This is a genomic window from Bauldia litoralis, assembly GCF_900104485.1.
GTDB classification, from domain to species: Bacteria; Pseudomonadota; Alphaproteobacteria; order Rhizobiales; family Kaistiaceae; genus Bauldia; species Bauldia litoralis.
The window spans coordinates 239743-260905 of record NZ_FMXQ01000001.1 but is presented as its reverse complement, the minus strand read 5'-3'; the positions used below and the strand labels follow the sequence as shown (position 1 = coordinate 260905).

Genomic DNA, 21163 nt, shown 5'->3' with positions numbered 1-21163 from the left:
GCTGATAGAGGCGGGCCTCACCATAAAAAAGTATCAGTTGAGCTGCCTGGCATGATACAATCCTGCTTGCGGCACTGCCTATGAATGGAAGGAAGAAGACGAGAATCCAGGGGAAAACCGCTCGCCATCGGTTCGCAAAGAAACCGGGGCGGCGTTGTTCGGAGGAAACGAATGGGACATCTTCAAACCGGTCCACGCGGACCGTCCCGCCGGGCGGAGACGATAACCGAATGGCCCGGCGGCGCCGGGCGCGCTGCTCCCGGCGGACACAGCGCAGACATCGTTCCCGACTTCGAATTGATCGTCGGGCAGCCACGACAGTCCTTCCGCTGGACCGTTCACGACCATCCCTATCCCTTCGCCAAGTGGCACTATCATCCCGAATACGAACTGCACCTGATCCAGAAGACCAGCGGCAAGATGTTCGTTGGCGACTACATCGGCAATTTCGAGCCGGGCAACCTGGTGCTGACGGGACCGAACCTGCCCCATAACTGGGTGAGCGATAACGTCGTCGGACTGACGATTCGCGATCGCGACATGCTGATCCAGTTCAGTGACGAGACCGTCCGCGACATGATGCGCGTCGCGCCGGAACTCGAGGAGGTCGAGCCGCTGCTGGACGACGCGCGGTTCGGCATCGAGTTCCACGGCGAGGCGGCACGGTTTGGCGCGCAAGTCCTGCAACGGATCGGCACGGCCGGCCCTACCCGCCGCATGCTGTATTTCCTCGAACTGCTGGATGAACTGAACCGCACGCGCGAGAAGACGATCCTGTCGAGCCGCAACTATGCGCCGACGCTGGACCACGCGGTCTCCGATACGATCAGCCGGGCAATCGATTTCCTGATCGGCAAGCTCGGCGAAGAGATCCGGCTGTCGGATGTCGCCCATCACTGCGGAATGTCGGACGCCGCCTTCTCGCGTTTCTTCAAGAAGAATACCGGCCACGGCTTCGTTCGCTACGTCAACCGGATGCGGGTCAACCGGGCGTGCGTCCTCCTTACCCAGCAGGACCGGCCAGTCACTGAAATCTGCTACGATACCGGCTTCAACAACCTGTCAAACTTCAACCGCCAGTTCCTGGCTATGTGCGGCATGACGCCGTCCGAATACCGTCGGCACGCGAAGCGGAACCTCAAGAAGTCGCCCGATCCCTATCGCCGCGATCCCGACAGTCCGCATGTCCACACCGACAACGCCGCGACGCTCCAGCGGGGACTTGCCGACGATGCCGGGTCGTCGCACACGGCGGCGGGGCGCAGCGATCGAGGCCGCCGGGTCAACGCGTGAAGGACTGAACGTTGCCGCCGTCGATGTTGAGGATGTTGCCGGTCGACTTCCGCGATCCCTCGGTGACGAAGAACAGGATGCCCTCGGCGATATCCTCCGGATACACGCTCTCCTTGAGCATGGTGCGCTGGCGGTAGAAGTCGTCGAGGTCCTCGGGCTGGACCTTGTAGGATTCGGCCCGTTCCTGCCGACGCTCGTCCGACCACATCTTTGAGCCGCGCAGCACGCCGTCCGGGTTGACGACGTTGACGCGGATGCCATGGGGCGCGCCTTCCAGCGCAACGCAACGGGCGAGATGAATCTCCGAGGCCTTGGCCGCGCAATAGGCGGAGGCGTTGACCGAGGCGGCCAGCCCGTTCTTCGAGGCGACAAAGACGATGGCGCCGCCGAGCGCCTGCGCCTTGAGGAGACGGAAGGCGGCGCGGGTGACGAGGAAGTAGCCGGTCGACAGGACGTCGACATTGAGTTGCCACTGGGCCAGCGTCGTCTCGTCGATGGCGCCACCGGTGACGATGCCGGCGTTGGAGACGCCGAAATCCAGGCCGCCATATTCGACAGCGGCCTCGGTGATCGCCGCCTCGACGGAGTCCTCGTTGGTGACATCGCAGACGACACCACGGATCATGTCCTTCGAGAACTGGCCGGCGAGATCGTTGACCGCGGTTTCGAGGGACTTCGGGTCGATATCCGAGATCACGACGCAGGCGCCTTCGCCGATCAGCCGCTCGGCCGTCGCCCGGCCGATTCCGCCGGCGCCGCCGGTGATGAAGGCGATGCGCCCGGCCAGTGGCTTCGGCTTGGGCAGCCGCTTGAGCTTGGCCTCTTCAAGGAGCCAGTACTCGATGTCGAAGGCTTCCTGCTCCGGCAGGCCCTGATAGGTCGAGACCGAGGACGAACCGCGCATGACATTGATGGCATTGGTGTAGAACTCGGCCGCGATACGGGCGGTCGGCTTGTCCTTGCCGAAGGTGATCATGCCGACGCCGGGCACCAGGTAGACGACTGCGTTGGGATCGCGGATCGCCGGGCTGTCGTCGTGGCGGCAGCGTTCGTAATAGGCGGCATAGTCCTCGCGATAGGCCGCGATGGCCTCGCCGAGGGCGTCGATCGCCGCTGCGGCGTCCGGCGCCGCCGGATCGAAGGGGACGACGAGCGGGCGAATCTTGGTGCGCAGGAAATGATCGGGACAACTGGTGCCGAGCGGCGCCAGGGTGTCGAGGGCTTTGGAATTGACGAATTCCAGAACCGCCGGGCTGTCGTCGAAATGGCCGACCTTGCTCTCGGTCTTGCCGATCCGGCCGCGGATCGCCGGCATCAGCTTCGCGGCGATGGCGCGGCGCTCCCCGGCGGGCAGGGCGGTGTGTCTTGCGCCGTCGAAGATAACCTTGTCGGCGGTCGTGTCGGCGAACCAGGCGATCGCCCGGTTGATGATGTCGAGCGTGATCTCGTAGCTTTCCTTCGCCGTCGCGGCCCAGGTAAACAGGCCGTGGCCAGCGAGGACAACGCCCTTCGAATTCGGATTCTCCTCGGCATAGCGGCCGATCCACAGGCCGAGTTCGAAGCCCGGCCGCCGCCATGGCAGCCAGCCGATCTCACCGCCGAAGATATCCTCGGTCAGTTGCTTGCTGTCCTTCGACGCTGCGATGGCGATGACCGCGTCGGGATGCATGTGGTCGACATGCCGGTGCGGAACGAAGGCATGGAGCGGCGTGTCGATCGAGGCGGCGCGGGCGTTCAGGTTGAAGGTACAGTGCGGCAGGTAGCCGACCATCTCGTCTTCGTGGTCGGGGCCCCGATAGATGCCCTTGAGAGCCTCCAGCCGATCCATGTAGAGCGTCGAGAAGCCATCCATCCGGATGGTGCCGAGATCACCGCCAGACCCCTTCACCCACAGGACCTGAACAGTCTCGCCGGTGAGCGGGTCGGTTTCCTCGATCTTGGCGGAGGTGTTTCCGCCGCCAAAGTTGGTGATCCTGAGATCGGAACCGAGCAGATTCGAGCGATAGAGCAGTTGTTCGCTCTCGCTCATCGTCTCCGCGAGACTGTCGTCCCACAAGCTTGCGAGCAGCGACACATCGGCGTTTGCGGCCACGACGTTCCTCCGAGGATAGTTTTTGTTATTGCCCTTTGAATGATCCGAGATGACGCCAAAGTCAATCATTACCGATCAAACATGACTATATTGCAGTGCAACATGCTTGATAATGATCGTTTCTGATTGACACGTCGCTGCTTTGTTGAAAATCTCGCATCACAACTGGGCGGTGATCCAGGGAGGAAACATGCACGAACGTGAGCGCCACGACGTGATTCTGGCGACCGTTCAAGAAAGCCCGGTAGCGACCGTGCAACGTCTGGTGGAGCTGACGCAGTCGTCGGAGGCCACCATTCGGCGCGATATCGCAGCATTGCATCTGCAGAAAAGAGTTCGAAGGGTGCGCGGTGGCGCGGTAGCGCTGGCGGCGGCGCCGTTTCATGTGATGGCCGGCCGGCCATTTTCCGATCGCATGATGATCAACATGGAGCAGAAGCAGGCGATCGCCGAACGTGCCGTCGCGCTATGCACCGACAACGAGCCGATCATCATCAATGGCGGCACGACCACCTTCCAGATGGTGCCCTTCCTCCGCGATCGGCGCCTGCAGATATTCACCAATTCCTTCCCCATCGCCGAAGCGCTGCTCAAGCAATCGCAGAACACGGTCATGATGCCGGGCGGCACCATCTATCGCGAGATCAACATCATCCTCAGTCCCTTCGAAAACGACGTGTCACGCAACTTCTCGGCCCGACGCATGTTCATCGGCGGGCAGGGGGTCAGTCACCTCGGTCTGATGGAAACCGACCCGTTGCTGATCCAGGCCGAGCAGAAGCTTCTCGGCCAGGCCGACGAACTGGTCGTGCTGGTCGATTCGACCAAGTTCAGTGTCCGCTCGAGCCTGATCGTCTGCGGACTTGACCAGGTGTCAACGCTGATCACCGACACCGGAATCAGCGACGACACGCGGACGATGCTGCTCGACGCCGGTGTCCGGCTGATCACGGTGGAGACGACTGCGCGGGATGTCGCGGGACGGGTTTCGGGGGTGGCGCAATGAGCGCTGAGAGCGAGAGCGGCGGCACGGCGGCCAAGACGGTTGCGCCGCTGCTCGAACTGAAGGGCGTCAGCAAGTCTTTCCCGGGCGTCAAGGCGCTCGACGACGTCAGCTTCAACGTGCGCCAGGGCGAGGTTCATGCCCTGCTCGGCGAGAACGGCGCCGGCAAGTCGACGCTGATCAAGATCCTGTCGGGCGTGCACAAGCCCGATTCCGGAGTCATGTATCTCGACGGCAAGTCGGTCAATTTCGCAACGCCGTTCGAGGCGCAGAAGGCCGGCATCGCGACGATCTACCAGGAATTGCTTCTGTTTCCGGACCTGACCGTCGCCGAGAATATCTTCATGGGGCACGCGCCGCGCACGGCGCTTGGCGCAATCGACTGGCCGAAACTCCGGGAGAATGCGGCGGCGCTGCTCGCTTCGCTCGACAGCCACGACCTCGATGTCAGCGCTGTCGTCGGGTCGCTTTCGGTCGGCAATCGCCAGCGGGTCGAGATCGCCAAGGCGCTTTCCCACGACGCGCGCGTGCTGATCATGGACGAGCCGACCGCGGCGCTGACCGAGCACGACGTGGAACGGTTGTTCGATATCGTCCGGCTGCTCCGCGATCGCGGCGTGGCGGTCATCTATATCAGCCACCGCCTGGAGGAGGTGTTCCTGCTCGCCGACCGGGTGACCGTGCTGCGAGACGGCACCTATGTTGCGACCAAGGACGTCAAGGACACCGACCAGGACGACCTCATCCACATGATGGTCGGCCGGGTGCTCGATGCGCTCTTCCCCAAGACCGAGGCCAAGATCGGCGAAGTCGTCCTCGAAGGCCGGTCGATCGTCCGGTCGCCGACGACAAACGACGTCAGTTTCCAGCTGAGGGCAGGGGAGATTCTCGGAATCGCCGGCCTCGTCGGCTCGGGCCGAACCGAACTCGCGCATGTGCTCTTCGGCGTCACGCCGCCGGACAGCGGCACGCTGCTGGTCGACGGAAAAGAAGTGTCGATCCGCAGTCCGGCCGAGGCCAAGGAACTCGGCATCGCCTATGTGCCGGAGGACCGTGGTCGGCATGGACTGGTCCGGGCGATGCCGGTGGTCGAGAACGTCTCGATGTCGGTGCTGCGCCGGATCGCGCCGGGCTGGTTCATCGATCGGTTCGAGGAACAGAAGCTGGCGGAGGCGAGCGTCAAGACGTTCCAGATTCGCGCCAGCGGAATATGGCAGATCGCCGGCAAGCTGTCGGGCGGCAATCAGCAGAAGGTCGTGTTGTCCAAGTGGCTGGCGACCAACCCGCGCATCCTGATCATGGACGAGCCGACGCGCGGCATCGATGTCGGCGCCAAGGCCGAAATCCACCGTCTGATGAGCGAACTCGCCGGCAAGGGGCTGGCGATCCTGATGATTTCCAGCGAACTGCCGGAGGTTCTCGGCATGAGCGACCGCGTGCTGGTCATGCGCGGCGGTCGCATCGTGGCCGAGGTCGAACGGGCCGATGCGACCCAGGCCGCCATCGCCACGGCAATGATGAGCGATTCCGAAACACAAGAAGCGGCGGCGGTATAGGCATGGCAACGGCGGCGTTCAGTACTTCGGCCGGCTATCGCGACCTGCGACGGATGGTGCTCGGACAGGAGATGGTCCTGTTCATCGCCATCGTCCTGCTGTTCGTCGTCGTCGGGCTGATCAATCCGCGCTTCGTCGCGGAGCGCAACATCAGCAGCATTTTCCTCGGCAATGCCTATATCGCGGTTGCTGCCATCGGCATGTCGATGGTGATCATCTCCGGCAATATCGACATTTCGGTCGGCTCGTTGATCGGCGTGCTGGCGACCATTGCCGGGACGCTGGCGCTTAACGGCGTGCCGATCATCATCTGCTGGCTCGCGCCGCTGGTCATCGGCATTGCGATCACCTCGGGGATGGGGGCAATTGTCGCCTATCTTCACATCCCCTCGATCGTGGTGACGCTGGGGATGCTCAGTATTCTGAAGGGTGGGTTGATCAGCGTCACCGGCGGTGCCTGGTTGACAAACCTGCCGCCGGAATTCTTCCTTTCCCAGACACGGCTGTTCGGCATTCCGACGCCGATCTATTTCATGGTCGGGTTGACGATCGCGGCGGCGTTCTGGATGCGGCTGAGCGCCACCGGGCGGGCGATCTACGCGGTCGGCGGCAACGTCGAGGCAGCGCGGCTTTCGGGCATCGATCCGGCCGCGACCGTCGTCAAGGCCTTCGCCATCCACGGCTTCTTCGTCGGCATCGCCGCAGTCCTCTTCGCGACCCAGCTCAGCGTCATCCAGTCGACCGTGCCGCCGAACCTCGAACTGACGATCATCACGGCTTCAGTCGTCGGCGGCGTCAGCATCCTCGGTGGCACCGGAACGGTTATCGGCTCGACACTGGCGGCGGTGCTGATCGCGGCGATCGCCTCGTCGATGATCTTCGTCAACATATCGCCATTCTGGATGCGGGCGGTGCAGGGCATCCTGATCCTGGTGACGGTGCTCGCCGATCTCTGGCGGCGGCAACGCCAGCGGATGGGGACGTGACGATGTCGGTCGAAGCCCGCGCCACGCGCGCCCCCTTCGCGTACCACCATGAGCTGCTGCTGCTGATCGTGCTGGTCCTGGTGGTCGGCTTCCTCGCGGTCGGTACGGACAAGTTCCTGACCGTCGACAACATGCTCAACCAGGGCCGGTTGATGACCGAAGTGGCGCTGGTGGCGCTGCCGATGACCTTCATCATCATCACCGGCGGCATCGACCTTTCGGTCGGTTCGATCATGGGCCTTGCCGCGATCATGCTGGGCGTCGCATGGAAGAACTTTGGCCTGCCGCTCGAACTGGCGATCGTCTTTTCCGTCGCCGTCGGCGCGGTGGCGGGCTTCTTCAATGGCCTGCTGATCATCCGGGTGCGGGTGCCGCCGCTGATCATGACGCTGGCGACGCTCGCCCTCTACCGCGGCCTCGCGGAGGGCATCAGCCAGGCGCGGTCGGTGCGCGGTTATCCGGAATGGTTCTTCGTCCTGGGGCAGGGGGAAGTCTTCGGCGTGCCGACACAGTTGTGGATCCTGCTGGTGGCGATCATCATCTTCTGGATCGTGCTGGCCAAGACCACCTTCGGACGCTCGCTCTACGCGATCGGCTACAACGAGGAGGCCGCCCGTTTCTCCGGCATCCCGGTCGATCGCATCAAGCTGATCATCTACTCGCTGTCCGGAACGATGGCCGGGCTGGCGGGCTACATCTTCGTGTCACGGGTGTCGACCACCCGCTCGGACATGGGAACAGGCCTCGAACTCGACGCCATCGCGGCGGTGGTTCTCGGCGGTACGAGCATTTTCGGGGGGGTGGGAACGATCGCCGGCACGGTGATCGGCTTCACGCTCATCCAGCTTCTCAAGAACGGATTGGCCCTGTCGGGCGTCAAGGGCGACGCGACAATCGTCGTCATCGGCACCGTGCTGATCCTTTCGATTCTGGTATCGAATTTCCTTCAGCGCCGGCGGGGAGCCGGTGGCTGAAGGAAGGTGCGCACCGCAACGGTGCTTGGCGTAATGGGAGGATCCCTATCATGAAGAGACTCGCGATCATCATTGCAACGACAACCGCGCTCACCGGAGCGGCCCTGGCGGCCGATCCGTGGGATGGCGGCGACGACCTGCCGACCAATCCGCTTGCCTGCGACGACACGCCGGGCACGGTTGCCGCCAAGGACTATGACGGTGGCCAGACGACCGGCGCTGCCGACAAGTCCGGCAAGGAAATCACCCTCATCGACATTCCGAAGCTTGTCGGCGTCGGCTACTTCGCCGCGACGACAGAGGGCATGCGGCAGGCCGCGGAAGAACTCGGCAACGTCAAGGTGACCACCGACGGGCCGACCGAAGCCAACATCGACGACCAGATCACCTTCATCGACAACTACGTGACCCAGGGCGTCGATGGCGTGCTCTTCGCCGCCAACGACCCGGTGGCGATCGCGCCGGTGTTGAAGAAGGCCCTTGGCAAGGGCATCCACGTCGTCGGTTATGACGCGAACTCGGACCCGGATGCGCGGGAATGGTTCGTCAACCAGGCCGAATTCAACGGCATCGCCAAGTCGCTGATCGACCAGATGGCCGCCGAAATCGGCGACGAGGGCAAGTTCGCCATCGTCACCTCGACCTTCACCACGCCGAACCAGGCCCGGTGGATTGCCGAGATGCAGGCCTACCAGGAGTCCTGCCATCCCAAGATGGAATGGCTTGAGACCGTCGAGGCCCAGGAGGACAACATCCTGTCCTTCAACCAGGCCAACACGCTCATCAACAAGTATGGCGACGACCTCGACGGCATCTTCGGCATGACCTCCGTTGCGACCCCGGCCGCGGCCGAGGCGGTGACGCAGGCCGGTGCCTGCGGCGAGACGGCGGTTGTCGGCCTTGCCACGCCGAATGCGATGCGTCCGTATGTCGAGTCCGGCTGCGTCAAGTCGGTGGTGCTGTGGAGCCCGGTCGATCTTGGCTACGCGGCGGTCTACGTCATGCGCGCCGTGGTCGATGGCGACCTTTCGCCCGGCGACACCGAAGTCGAGGCCGGACGTCTGGGCAAGCTGCAGGTCGTGAACGGCAGTGAAATCCTGCTCGGTTCGCCCTTCGTCTTCGACAAGAGCAACGTCAACGACTTCGACTTCTAGGTCGATCCGAAACCGGTGGAGCCTCGGCCTCGTCGAGGCTCCACTCCTTTCCCTGTCCGGCCGAGATGCAGCAACGGATGAGCGCATCGCGATTCATCGCCGTTCTCGATGTCGGCAAGACCAACATCAAGTTTGCCGTCGTTGACCTTGCCGACCGATCGGAGATCGCAACGGTCACCGAGGCGAACCATGTCCGGCTCGACGGGCCCTATCCACATTTCGATGCCGACGCGATCTGGTCCTTCTTCGCCGACCAGATGAGGGCGCATGCCGCCAGCCATCCGATCGACGGTATCGCGGTCAGCGCCCATGGCGCGTCGATCGTGGTGATTGGCGATGACGACCTGGCGCTGCCGATCCTCGACTACGAATACGAGGGCCCCGACGAATTCACGGAAGCCTATGACGCGGTCCGCCCCGATTTCGCCGACACGCTGAGCCCGAGGCTGCCGAAAGGCTTCAACGTCGGGGCGCAACTCTTCTGGATGGAGAAGCGCTTCCCCGCGGCCTTCGCGGGCGCCCGAGCGATCCTGACCTACCCGCAATACTGGCTGTGGCGGATGACCGGCGTCGCCTCCAACGAGATCACCTCCATCGGCTGCCACACGGACCTCTGGGACCAGCGGCGCTGGCGGTGGTCCGTGCTTGCCGAGCGCCAGAACTGGACCGGGAAGCTTGCGCCGCTGCTTCCGGCGACCGCGCCGATCGGCCTGCTTCGCGAGGACCTGGCCCGCGCCTGGGGGCTCCCGGGCCCGATTGTCGTCGCCGGGGGGCTGCACGATTCCAATGCCTCGCTGGTGCCGCATCTGATCGATCGCGAGCCGCCCTTCACGGTGCTTTCGACGGGGACCTGGGCGATCAGCTTTGGCGTCGGCGCGTCGCCGATCGCTCTTGACGAGCAGCGGGACACGCTCGCCAATATCAACTTCCGCGGCGAGCCGGTGCCCGCCGCCCGCTTCAAGGGCGGGCGGGAATTCAGCATCGCGACCGAGGGCGACGTGATCGCGGTCGACGATGCGACGCTGGGCGCGGTACTGGACAAGCAGATCATGCTGCTGCCGTCGGTCGCGCCGGATTCCGGACCGTTTCAGAATATCGAGGCCGAATGGCTGCCGGCGGGCGGATCGGTGGCGCCGGCGGAGCGTTTCTGCGCGGCGAGCCTCTACCTGGCGCTGATGAGCGACACCTGCCTCGGCCTGATCGATGCCGGCGGGCCGACGATCATCGACGGGCCGTTTACCGCCAACAAGACCTATCGCGATGCCCTGGCAACGCTGACGGGACGGGACGTCGTCTGGTCGCAGACCAGCACCGCCGGACCGAGCCTCGGCGCGGCGCTCCTGTTCGACATCCAGGCCGGCGTTTCGCGGAAGACGACGGCGAATTTCGCCCGGGCGACCGGACTGGCCGGGCCGCCGGCGGCCGCCTTCGCGCGCTACGGCGCCCGCTGGCGGGATCAGGCCGATAAACGAATGCGCGAGCGGAAGCTACAGACCGCGGTGACCGGGACATCGCCACATTGAACGGGCGGCGCCTCGTCGGTGGCGCGACAGACACAACAATGGAGACGGATCATGGAAGACTGGACAAAGCGCTTCTCGCTCGAGGGCCGTACGGCGCTCGTCACCGGCGCGTCGAAGGGACTTGGCGCCGAAATCTGCCGCGTCTTCGCCAATGCCGGGGCGGACATCATCGCCACGGCGCGCGATGCCGACGGGCTGAAGGACACGGCCGAAGCGGTCGCTGGCTACGGACGCAAATGCGTGACGCTGGCCGGTGAACTTGCCAAGGTCGACGACGTCCGCCGCATCGGTCGCGAGGCGCTGGAGGCGGTCGGGACGGTCGACATCCTCGTCAACAATGCCGGGATGTCGCATGTCGAGCCGGCGCTGGAGACGACGGTGGAGCACTGGGACCACACCTTCGCCGTCAACACCCGGGCGCCCTTCCTGCTTGCCCAGGCGCTGGCGCCGCAGATGATCGCCCAGAAGTGGGGCAAGATCATCAACGTCTCGTCGCAGACCGGGCCGCTGGCGATCGACGACCACGCCGCCTACGCCGCCTCGAAGGGCGCGCTGAACGCGCTGACCAAGTCGCTGACCTGCGAGTGGGCGAAGCACAATATCCAGGTCAACGCCATCTGCCCGACCGTCGTCATGACGCCGATGGGGATCCGGGTGTGGAGCGAGGAGGAGAAGGCGGCGCCGATGCTGGCCCACATTCCGGCCGGTCGCTTCGGCCAGCCGGTCGAGATCGCCGATATGGCGCTCTATCTCGCCTCGCCGGCTTCCGGCTTCGTTAATGGCGCGCTGATGATGATCGAGGGCGGCTACTCGTCGGTCTGACGGTCTGCCGGCGACTCGCGAAGGGCGTCATCGCTTGCCGTCAAGACGGAGGAAGCCGCGGGTGAAGGTCGCTTCCGACTCTTCCATGTAGCGGCGCGCGGTTTCCATGTGCTCCTGCATGATCCGCCGGGCGGCGTCGGCGTCCTCCGCCTTGAGGGCGCGGATCAGGCTGATCTGATAATGCAGCGCCTGCTCGCGCAACACCGGGTTCGGCGAACCGTAGATGTGCCGGCAGATGGTCAGGTTGCGCAGCAGGTTGTGCATGAAGCCGCAGATGAAGCCGAGGATCGGGTTGGGGCAGAGCTCGGCCAGCACCGAGTGGAAATCGAGCTCGGCCAGTCGCTGCTGGTATTCCTCGCCACGGTCGCGCGGCGGCCGCTCGTAAAGGTTCATCGTCCGCTGCAGCGTCTCGTAGTCCGCGTCGGTGAGATGGCCGATGACGCTTGCGGCGAGGTCGGGCTCAAGCTTGATCCGCACGGCGTAGATGTCGCCGATCGAGGGCTGGCGGAAGAAGAAATAGTTGCCGAGCAGTTCCATCGCCCGGCTGCCGGACAATTCGCCGACGAAGGTGCCGCCGCCGGGGCCGGTGCGGGAGCGGATCAGCCCCTGCGTTTCCAGTGACTTCAGCGCCTCGCGCACCGTGCTCTTGGAGGCGTGGAAAAGGTCGATCAGTTCGCGCTCGTTGGGCAGGCGGTCACCCGGCGACAGCGACTTCTCGACGATCAGGTCCTTGATGCCCTCGGCAATGTCGTCGGTCCGCTTGAGCCGCCGCTCCGGCTGCAGCCGCGGTGGAACGATGATCGACTCCTGCTTGTCGACGCCAGGCGCGATGTCGGTCGCCGCTTCCCTGCCGTGTTTGTCGCCCGGGGTCTTCATGCCTCGACCGGGAAGAAGCAGGCGGCGGCGTGAGTCGGCGACGGCTGGTCGGCGGCGAGCGTCGGCCGCTCGCTCCGGCAGCGATCGCGGACATTCGGGCAGCGCGGGGCGAAGGCGCAGCCAGGCGGCGGCGCGTAGGGATCGGGCAGTTCGGCCGGCTCGGCCTCGCCGCGCACGCTGCGCTTGCCCGGTACCGGTGCAGCATCGAAGAGCAGCTTCGTATAGGGATGCCGCGGCTGGCGAAAAAGCTCGCGCGCCTCGGCATGCTCGACGATACGGCCGAAATACATCACGGCGACGCGGTCGGAAACGCTTTCGACCACCGACAGGTCGTGGCTGATGAAGACGTAGGTGAGGTCGAAGCGCTGCTGGAGGTCGGCAAGCAGGTTGAGTACCTGCGCCTGCACCGAGACATCGAGCGCGGAAACCGGCTCGTCGAGGATGATCAGCTCCGGCCCGGCCGCGAGCGCCCGCGCGATGCCGATCCGTTGCGCCTGGCCGCCGGAAAATTCGTGCGGGTAGCGGTCGAGGAATTCCGGCGACAGCTTCACCGCCTGCATCAGTTCCTCGAGACGCGCCTCGCGGGCCGGCTTGTCGAGGCCGAGCAGGTGGATCATCGGTGTTTCGAGGATGGTGCGGATCGTCTTGCGCGGATTGAGCGAGGACACCGGATCCTGGAACACGTACTGGATCTTCTTCGCCAGCACGCGGGTGTTGCCGCGTTCGAAGTCGGACGGGTCGATGCCTTCGATGCGGATCGATCGCGCCGACGGGCGGTCGAGGCCGACCAGCATCCGGGCGAGGGTCGACTTGCCGCAACCGGATTCGCCGACGATGCCGAGCGTCTCGCCCTTGTTGACGGCAATATCGACACCCTGGACCGCGTGGACGGCGCGCTTCGCGCCACCAAACAGGCTGCGGCCGCCGCCGAAGCGTTTCTCGACATTCTCGACGGTGAGCAGCGCGGTCATTCTTCCGTCTCCACCAGCGGATAGAGGCAACGTACCTGGCGGTCGCCGATGTCGGCGAGCGCGATCTCGCCGGCCCGGCAATCGTCGCGAACCCGCGGGCAACGGTCGGCGAAGGCGCAGCCCGGCGGCAATCGGTTGACCGTCGGCGGCAGGCCTTCGATCGCGTCGAGGCGGCGGTCGGGATCGCCGAGGATCGGAACGCAGTCGATCAGCTTGCGGGTATAGGGATGGGCTGGCCGGGACAGCACGTCGTCGGTGGTGCCGAGTTCGACGATACGCCCGGCATACATCACCGCGACGCGGTCGCAGATCTCCGAGACGACGCCGAAATCGTGGGTGATGAACAGCACCGCCGCGCCCTTTTCGCGGCGCAGGTCGTCGAGCAGGCGAAGCACCTGCGCCTGCACCGTCACGTCGAGCGCCGTCGTCGGCTCATCGGCGATCAGGACGTCGGAGTCATTGGCCAGCGCCATGGCGATGCAGACCCGCTGGCGCATGCCGCCGGAAAGCTCGTGCGGATAGCTGCTCGCCCGCTCGCGCGCATTGGGGATGCGGACCAGTTCAAGCAGCGCGACCGACCGCTTCCACGCCTCGGCATGGCCGACCGGGTGATGCGAGCGGATCGCCTCGGCGATCTGGTCGCCGACCGTGAAGAGGGGATGCAGCGTCGACAGCGGGTCCTGGAAGATCATCGAGATCTTGCCACCGCGCAGGCCACGGAGCGTCTCGTCGGAAACTTCCAGCAGGTCCGCCCCATCGACGACCACCCGGCCGCCGACAATGGCGCCCGGCGGGGTGGCGACGAGGCCGAGCACCGACATGGCGGTCACCGACTTGCCAGAGCCGGATTCGCCGACCAGCCCGAGGCATTCCTTGTCCTTGAGGTCGAGGCTGACGCCACCGACCGCGCGGTAGACGGACGAACCGACGGTGAATTCGGTCTTGAGGTCGATGACGTCGAGCGCGTCGTCGGTCTCGCGATCCGGCATCGCCGGGACTTCGCGGCGGTCGACGCGGGTCCGCGCCGAGGGGCGCGCCAGGGCACCGGACCTGAGTCGGGGATCGAGGACATCGCGCACGCCGTCGCCGATCAGGTTGATACTCATCACCAGGGCAAAGATCATCAGGCCCGGGATGACCGAGACGAAGGGCGCGTTGAACAGCAGCTTCCGGCCCTCGCCGAGCATCGAACCGAGGTCGGCCTGCGGCGGCTGGACGCCGAGTCCGAGGAAGGACAGACCGGCAGTCTCCAGAATCATCCAGCCGACCGTCGACGACATGGTGATGACGATGACCGGCAGGACGTTGGGCAGGACCTCGGTAAAGAGGACGCCGGCGTGGCCCTTGCCCGACAGTCTTGCAGCGTCGACGAACTCGCGGTGGGCGAGGCCTCGGGTGACGCCGCGGATGTTGCGGGCGAAGAAGGGGATGTTGACGACGGCGATGGCGTAAAGCGCGTTGAGGAGGCCGGGGCCGAGGACGGCGACGATGCCGAGCGCCAGCAGGATGTAGGGGAAGGCCATCAGCATATCGATCGAGCGCATCAGCAGCGCGTCGGTCCGGCCGCCGAAATAGCCGGCGACCAGGCCAATCAGCGAGCCGAAGAAAGCGGCGATCAGCGTTGCCGACAGGCCGACGGCCAGCGACACCCGCGTGCCCCACAGGAGCCGGGAGAGGATATCCCGGCCGAGGTGGTCGGTGCCGAGCAGGTGGCCGGCGGTGCCGGGGGGCAGCAGGCGGTCGGCCGGGTCCGTCACGTCAGGATTGTCCAGCGGCAGGATCGGCGTGAGCAGCGCAAGGGCGACGACGATGCCAAGGACGATCAGGCCGAGCGCCGCCAGCCGGTTGTTGGTGAGCAGGCGGAAGGAGCTTGGCCGCGCGCTCTTGGCCGGTTTCGCCACGACGGTGTCGCTGGCGGCGGTCATGACTTGAGCCTCGGGTCGAGGATGGTTTGGACGATGTCGGCGGCGAGGTTGATCAGGACGTAGGTCACGGCCAGAAGCAGCACGCCTCCCTGGACCAGCAGGATGTCACGCGTCGAGATGGCGCCGACCAGCATCCGGCCGATGCCCGGCCACTGGAAGACGGTCTCGATATAGACGGCGCCACCGATGACCAAGCCGGCCTGGACGCCGATCAGAGGAATGACGGTGACCAGCGCCGACTTGAAGGCGTGGCGATAGATGACGCGGCGCTCGGTCAGGCCCTTGGCGCGAGCCGTGCGGATGTAGTCCTGGCGCAGCACCTCGAGCATCGCGGTCCGCGTCAGCCGGGCAATGACGCCGGTGGCGACCACTGCCAGCGTCACCGCCGGCAGGACCAGATGGTCGAGCAGGTCGAGGATGCCGCCGCCGCCATAGGCGAGGTACATGCCGCTTGGCGGGAAGATCTGCCACTCGACGGCGAAGAGCATGATCAGGAGCAGCCCGAGCCAGAAGGACGGGGTCGAGATGCCGATCAGGACGAAGAAGGTGACGAGGCGGTCGCCCCAGCCGAACTGGCGAACGGCGGAGACGATGCCGGCCAGCAGGCCGAAGATGGAACAGAGGATCAGCGATGTGCCAGCGAGGATCGACGTGGCGTAGAAGCGTTCGAAGACCTCGTCGATGACGGGCCGCTTGAGGCTGTAGCTGCGGCCCATGTCACCCTGCAGCAGGTTGCCCATCCATGACAGGTACTGCTCGACCAGAGGGCGGTCGAGACCGAGCTCGGCGTTGAGCTTGGCGACGGCATCCGGCGAGGCGAGGGGGCCGAGAATGGCGACGGCCGTGCCGCCGGGGATCAGCGCGATCATCAGGAAGACGATGATGGTCAGGCCGATGATGATCGGTATCAGCGCGAGAAGGCGCTTGAACACATAGGCCAGCATCACCTTCCCTCCGTTGATGGGGTATCGCTCAGGTCAGCAGCCCGGGCCGCCGGGTGGCCGGCGGCCCGATGCCATGTCGTCGGTATCAGCCCTTGGAGACGTCCCTCAGGATGAGGAAGAAGGACGGCTGCAGCGAGAAGCCCTCGACGGCGTCGGTCGACACCGCGTTCTGCTTCCAGTTGGCGATGAAGGCCCAGGGCGCATCATCCTGAACGATCGTCTGCATCTCCTTGTAGAGCTTCGCCCGTTCGGCCTGGTCGGTCGAACTGCGGGCCTTTTCGAGGAGCGCGTCGACGTCCGGGTTGGAGTAGTAGCCCGAGTTGAACCCGCCCTTGTCCGGGAAGGCGTCGGTGCGCAGCGCGAGGAAGGGCAGGGTGTCCGGATCGTTGGTCATCCATGCCATCTCGGCCATGTCGGCCTTGCCTTCGAGGCCCGGGTTCACTTCGCCGAGGAAGGTGTTCCACTCATAGGTCTCGATCTTGACGTCGAGGCCGACCTTGGCGAGATCCGCCTGGATGGCGGTGCCCATGGCGATCGGATCGAGCATGCCAGAGCCGCCTTCGGTGACGTAGAAGGTCAGTTCGGCACCCTCGGCGCCGGCTTCCTTGAGGAGCGCCTTGGCCTTTTCCGGATCGTAGGGGTAGGGCTGCAGTTCCTCGTTATAGGCCCAGGCGAAGGCCGGCGGCGTCGGGCCGGCGGCGACCTCTGCGGTGCCCTGCAGGACGTTGTCGACCAGCGTCTTCTTGTCGATCGCGTAGTTGACCGCCTGGCGGACCTTCTTGTCGGCGAAGGGGCCTTCCTTGGCGTTGAGGATCAGGAACCACAGGTGCGGTCCCGCCTGCTCATAGACGTCGAAGCTGGCGTCGTCGCGGAACTGGGCAAGGTTGTCCGGCGGCACCTCGACCATCAGGTCGATACCGCCCGACAGCATCTCGGCGACGCGGGTGTTGGCGTCGGTGATCGGCCGGTAGACGACGGCCTCGAGCGGCGGCGCGCCATCCCAGTAGTCGTCGTTTCGGGTGATGACGACGGCGGTGTTGGAGTCCCAGTTCTCGAACTTGAACGGCCCGGTACCGGACGGATTCCGACCGAAATCGGCGCCGTGTTCCTTGACCGCGGCGGGCGAGACGATCAGGCCGGTCGGGTAGGCGAGGTTCGACAGGAAGGGCGCATAGGGTTCCTTCAGCTTGAACTCGACCGTCGCATCATCGACCGCGGTGACGGTGTCGATCGACGAGAAGAAGAAGGCCAGCGGGAAGGGGCCGGTGTCGTGGAACGGATGGTTCTCGTCGAGCATCCGGTCGAAGGTGAACTTGACGGCATCGGCGTTGAGCGGCGTGCCGTCGTGGAACTTGACGTCGTCGCGCAGGTGGAAGGTGTAGGTCAGGGCGTCGTCGCTGATTTCCCAGGACTCGGCGAGGGCTGCTTCCGGCTCCAGTGTGCCGTCCTTGTAGCGGACCAGGCCGTCATACATGTTCATCAGGATGCGGAAGTCGTTGACGGCTGTGTCGACGCTTGGATCGAGCGATTTCGGCTCGGCGATCTGGCCGACAATCAGGACATTCGGTGGGGTCTGGGCAATCGCCGGCGCGGTGATCGCGCCGCCGGCCAGGGCGGCGAAAGCCAGCCCGGCAAGGGTATTTCTGAGGAGCGGTCTCATCGCTGTCTCTCCGTTGGAAGGCGGGAGGCCATATAATCATGGTGGATTGACTGTGCGCAATAATTGATAATGATTAATTTGTGGGCGATGGGTATAAATCCGGCTCATTTGAAATGAGCAATCGGGAGAAAACGTTGTCGAAACAAGAGATTGGCGGCCAATCCCAAAACCTCGCCATCGACCTCGATCGGCTGCGCGCGGAGATGGACGACCTCGGCGCGATCGGCCGGATCGCGGGGGTGCCGGGGATCAACCGGCCGGGATTTTCCGACGCCGATATGGAAGTGCGCGCATTCATGGCGGATCGCATGAAAGCCTTGGGAATGCTGGTTTCCATGGATGCGGTCGGCAATCTTTCAGGGCTCTGGCAGGTCGGCGAGGGGCCGGCCGTGATGGCAGGCTCGCATCTCGATACGGTGCCGATGGGCGGCTTCTATGACGGCGCGTTGGGGGTTGCGGCGGCGATGGAATGCGTTCGGACGCTGATGGACGCCGACGTGACGCCGCCCTGTCCCATCGAGGTCATCGTCACGGCGGAGGAGGAAGGGCGGTTCGGCGGCATGCTCGGCAGCCAGGCGCTGGCCGGCGCGGTCGATCCGGGATGGCTTGAGACGGCCGTGGACGAGGGTGGGACGCGCATGGTCGATGCGATGACGGCCCAGGGACTGGCGCCGGACGCCTATGAGACGGCCCGTCGCGAGCGGGACAGCGTCAAGGCGTTTCTCGAACTCCATATCGAGCAAGGACCGGTGCTGGAATCCGAGGGCGTGCCGATCGGCATCGTCGAGGGGATCTCCGGGGTGTTCAAATGGTCGGTGCGGCTCTCCGGCGTCGCCAACCATGCCGGCACGACGCCGATGGACCTGCGCAAGGATGCCTTCGTCGGGCTGGTCGAATTCGCGCGACGGATTCCGGAGATCATCGCCGCGGTCGGCACCGACCAGAGCCGGGTGACGATCGGCGCCGTCGACCTGACGCCCAACCACCCGCACACGATTCCCGGCGAGGCGGTCTTCACGCTGATCGGCCGCGACACCGATCTTGCGGTGATGAAGGCGATCGCGGCGGCGGGCCGTCAGCAGCTCGAGGATGTCGCCTCGGCGATGGGACTGGGGCTGGCCATCGACGAGCAGAGCTGGCTCGATCCGAAACCCTGCGACGCGACGATCGTCGCGGCCTTCCGGCGGCAGGCGGAGAAACTCGGGCTCGGCTACCGGCTGATGCCGAGCGGGGCCGGGCACGACACCCAGTTCATGGCGGAGCTGACCCGCGCCGGACTGATCTTCGTGCCGAGCATCGGCGGCATCAGCCATGCTCCCGAGGAAGAAACCGCCTGGCCCGACATCGAGGCCGGCGCCAACCTGCTGCTCCACACGATGATCGACGTCGCCAACGGCTGAGCAACCGGGACGACACCGGAAAGGAACCGGCGAGGAGGGGAAGCAAACCTCCGACGGGCAGCCAGGGCTGGCCTGCGCCGGTTTGACAGATAGAGTATTGTATACGATAAGCGCGGCACACCCTCTTGCAATCAGGACCACGCCCCGTGTCGGAAGCCAGCGTCAAAAGCCGGATCACAACGGACATCGATTTCGACCGGGAAGGGCGCCAGGCGTCCTATCTGCGGGCGCCGCTGTCGCGCAACACATCCGGCTGGGGGACGATCGAAATCCCGATCGTCGTCGTCAAGAATGGCAGCGGCCCGACGGTGCTTCTGACCGGCGGCATCCACGGCGACGAGTATGAAGGCCAGATCTCGATCTCGCGGCTTGCCGCCTCGCTCGATCCGGCCGACGTATCCGGCCGGGTGATCATGATGCCGGCGGTGAACATTCCGGCGGTGATGGCCGACAAGCGGCTCAGCCCGATCGACGACCGCGATCTCAACCGCTGCTTCCCCGGCAATCCGCGCGGCACCTTCAGCGAGATGCTCGCCCACTTCATGGACGGCGTGGTGCTGCCGCATGCCGACATTTCGGTCGACGTCCACACCGCCGGGCATTCCTTCGATTCGGCGCTGTCGACCAACATGCATTACCTGCCCGACGAAGCGATGCGCGGCCGGACGATGGCCGCCGCCGGCGCCTTCGGTGCGCCGTATAACGTCGTCTTCTGGGGCGTCGACGAAGGCGCGACCTTCACCTCCTGCGTCGAGCGGCGGGGCATTCTGTCGCTTGGCACCGAACTCGGCGGCTGGGGCCGGGTCAATGTCGAGGGGGTGCGGATCGCCGAGCGCGGGCTGCGCAACGTGCTCCGGCATGCCGGGGTGCTGGCCGGCGAACCGGAGACGGCGCAGCGCGATGGCAGCGCCGCGACCCGGCACATGATGGTGCGCCACCAGGACAGCTTCAGCTTCGCCCCGACGGCCGGCGTCTTCGAGCCGCGCCACATGGTCGGCGACGCGGTCGAGGCCGGCGAGACCGCCGGCTTCATCCACTTCGTCGAGGATGTCGATCGCCCGCCGATCGAATTGCGCTACAAGCGCTCGGGTCTGATATGGATGAGCGCCGGTCCCGGCCGGGCCGCCCGCGGCGATTGCGTCGCGGTGGTGATGACGGATTACGCGGAGCCGACCGACTCCGACTAGCTGAGGCCGGCCAGGGCGCCGCGGTGGATCGATGCAGAGACCCTCATTGCGGATTGCGGCTTCGCAGATGACCGACGCCCAGCGCGAACTCGAACCCCTGACGCCGAAGACGCTGGTCGACCAGGCGGTCGAGGCGATCATCCAGGCGGCGGCCACCGGCGTCTTCCTGCCCGGCGACCGGGTGATCGAGGCGGAGGTCGCACGCCGGCTCAATGTCAGCCGGGTGCCGATCCGCGAGGCGCTGCGCCTGCTCGAAAGCCAGGGCATTCTCGTCAACGTGCCCTATCGCGGCATGCGGCTGATGGAGGTCGATGCCGGCCGGTTGCGCAAGATCCTCGAGGTGCGGCTGGCGCTGGAAACCTTCGCCGCGTTCAAGCTGCAGGAAATGTGCAAGACCGATCCGGCGACGATCGCGCCGCTCGACCGGATCTGCGCCGACCTCGTCGCGGCGGCCAAACGCGGCGACACCTATGGCATCGCGACGCTCGACACCAAATTTCACCGGACGCTCTGCACGTTGACCGGCAACGAGGTGCTGGTCGCGACCTGGGAACCGCTGTCGAGCCAGCTGACGATCATCTTCGGCCTTGCGACGCTGCAGATCGACATGGAGTCGATCGCCCGGGAACATTCCGACCTCGCCGACCTGATCCGCTCCGGCCGCCGCAGCGCGCTGGAAGCGAACCTGCGCCTGCATATCCTCGACTCGCCGCAGTCGATCGATTTTGATGCGCTGATCGAACGCCGCAAGGCGTCGGCGGGGCGGAAGAAGCGGTAAGTGCTGCGGCACGCAACTT

Annotated in this window: 17 protein-coding genes; 11 read left to right on the top strand and 6 right to left on the bottom strand. The window is 65.3% G+C overall.

Going from position 1 to position 21163, the window contains the following annotated elements:
• Positions 1-171: 171 nt before the first annotated feature.
• Positions 172-1293, top strand: coding sequence for an AraC family transcriptional regulator (locus BLT60_RS01255; protein ID WP_090874397.1), 1122 nt, complete (start codon positions 172-174; stop codon positions 1291-1293).
• Here BLT60_RS01255 and BLT60_RS01250 read toward each other — a convergent pair.
• Positions 1283-3322 (bottom strand): bifunctional rhamnulose-1-phosphate aldolase/short-chain dehydrogenase, encoded by a 2040-nt coding sequence (locus BLT60_RS01250; protein ID WP_425284959.1) that lies wholly within the window; start codon positions 3320-3322, stop codon positions 1283-1285. The genes BLT60_RS01255 and BLT60_RS01250 overlap by 11 nt on opposite strands.
• A 253-nt stretch (positions 3323-3575) precedes the next feature.
• Here BLT60_RS01250 and BLT60_RS01245 point away from each other — a divergent pair, with 253 nt between their 5' ends.
• From BLT60_RS01245 to BLT60_RS01215, 7 genes are all read left to right on the top strand, one after another.
• Positions 3576-4391, top strand: a complete 816-nt coding sequence (locus BLT60_RS01245; RefSeq protein ID WP_090874901.1) for a DeoR/GlpR family DNA-binding transcription regulator — start codon at positions 3576-3578, stop codon at positions 4389-4391.
• On the top strand, positions 4388-5944 hold the full coding sequence (locus BLT60_RS01240; protein ID WP_090874396.1) for a sugar ABC transporter ATP-binding protein: 1557 nt from the start codon (positions 4388-4390) through the stop codon (positions 5942-5944). Before BLT60_RS01245 ends, BLT60_RS01240 begins: the two co-directional genes overlap by 4 nt.
• 2 nt (positions 5945-5946) lie before the next feature.
• Positions 5947-6930 carry an ABC transporter permease gene (locus BLT60_RS01235; RefSeq protein ID WP_090874395.1) on the top strand — a complete coding sequence of 328 codons (984 nt, stop codon included), beginning with the start codon at positions 5947-5949 and terminating at the stop codon, positions 6928-6930.
• Positions 6931-6932: 2 nt separating this feature from the next.
• Positions 6933-7904: an ABC transporter permease gene (locus BLT60_RS01230; RefSeq protein ID WP_090874394.1), complete on the top strand. Its 972-nt coding sequence runs from the start codon at positions 6933-6935 to the stop codon at positions 7902-7904.
• Positions 7905-7954: 50 nt separating this feature from the next.
• Positions 7955-9058 carry an autoinducer 2 ABC transporter substrate-binding protein gene (locus BLT60_RS01225; RefSeq protein ID WP_090874393.1) on the top strand — a complete coding sequence of 368 codons (1104 nt, stop codon included), beginning with the start codon at positions 7955-7957 and terminating at the stop codon, positions 9056-9058.
• A gap of 77 nt (positions 9059-9135) precedes the next feature.
• On the top strand, positions 9136-10581 hold the full coding sequence (locus tag BLT60_RS01220; protein ID WP_175478236.1) for an FGGY-family carbohydrate kinase: 1446 nt from the start codon (positions 9136-9138) through the stop codon (positions 10579-10581).
• Between the two features lie 51 nt (positions 10582-10632).
• A complete protein-coding gene (locus BLT60_RS01215; RefSeq protein ID WP_090874391.1) occupies positions 10633-11403 on the top strand; it encodes an SDR family NAD(P)-dependent oxidoreductase in 771 nt (256 codons plus the stop codon).
• Positions 11404-11430: 27 nt separating this feature from the next.
• On the opposite strand, the gene BLT60_RS01210 is transcribed toward BLT60_RS01215, so the two are convergent.
• The 5 genes from BLT60_RS01210 to BLT60_RS01190 all read right to left on the bottom strand — a co-directional run bounded on the left by BLT60_RS01210 (position 11431) and on the right by BLT60_RS01190 (position 17779).
• A complete protein-coding gene (locus BLT60_RS01210) occupies positions 11431-12279 on the bottom strand; it encodes a FadR/GntR family transcriptional regulator (protein WP_090874390.1) in 849 nt (282 codons plus the stop codon).
• Complete coding sequence (locus BLT60_RS01205; RefSeq protein ID WP_090874389.1) at positions 12276-13250, bottom strand: ABC transporter ATP-binding protein; 975 nt, start codon at positions 13248-13250, stop codon at positions 12276-12278. Before BLT60_RS01205 ends, BLT60_RS01210 begins: the two co-directional genes overlap by 4 nt.
• Positions 13247-15175 carry a dipeptide/oligopeptide/nickel ABC transporter permease/ATP-binding protein gene (locus tag BLT60_RS01200; RefSeq protein WP_090874388.1) on the bottom strand — a complete coding sequence of 643 codons (1929 nt, stop codon included), beginning with the start codon at positions 15173-15175 and terminating at the stop codon, positions 13247-13249. The genes BLT60_RS01205 and BLT60_RS01200 overlap by 4 nt, the downstream gene beginning before the upstream one ends.
• A complete protein-coding gene (locus BLT60_RS01195) occupies positions 15172-16119 on the bottom strand; it encodes an ABC transporter permease (RefSeq protein WP_090874387.1) in 948 nt (315 codons plus the stop codon). The genes BLT60_RS01200 and BLT60_RS01195 overlap by 4 nt, the downstream gene beginning before the upstream one ends.
• 85 nt (positions 16120-16204) lie before the next feature.
• Positions 16205-17779 (bottom strand): ABC transporter substrate-binding protein, encoded by a 1575-nt coding sequence (locus BLT60_RS01190; protein WP_090874386.1) that lies wholly within the window; start codon positions 17777-17779, stop codon positions 16205-16207.
• 134 nt (positions 17780-17913) lie between these two features.
• On the opposite strand from BLT60_RS01190, the gene BLT60_RS01185 reads away from it, so the two are divergent.
• The 3 genes from BLT60_RS01185 (at position 17914) to BLT60_RS01175 (ending at position 21144) form a co-directional block, all read left to right on the top strand.
• Complete coding sequence (locus BLT60_RS01185; RefSeq protein WP_244521099.1) at positions 17914-19179, top strand: Zn-dependent hydrolase; 1266 nt, start codon at positions 17914-17916, stop codon at positions 19177-19179.
• Between the two features lie 146 nt (positions 19180-19325).
• Positions 19326-20366, top strand: a complete 1041-nt coding sequence (locus BLT60_RS01180) for a succinylglutamate desuccinylase/aspartoacylase family protein (RefSeq protein WP_090874384.1) — start codon at positions 19326-19328, stop codon at positions 20364-20366.
• A gap of 67 nt (positions 20367-20433) precedes the next feature.
• Entirely contained in the window at positions 20434-21144 is a 711-nt protein-coding gene (locus tag BLT60_RS01175; RefSeq protein WP_090874383.1) for a GntR family transcriptional regulator, read from the top strand.
• The last annotated feature ends 19 nt before the right edge of the window (positions 21145-21163 follow it).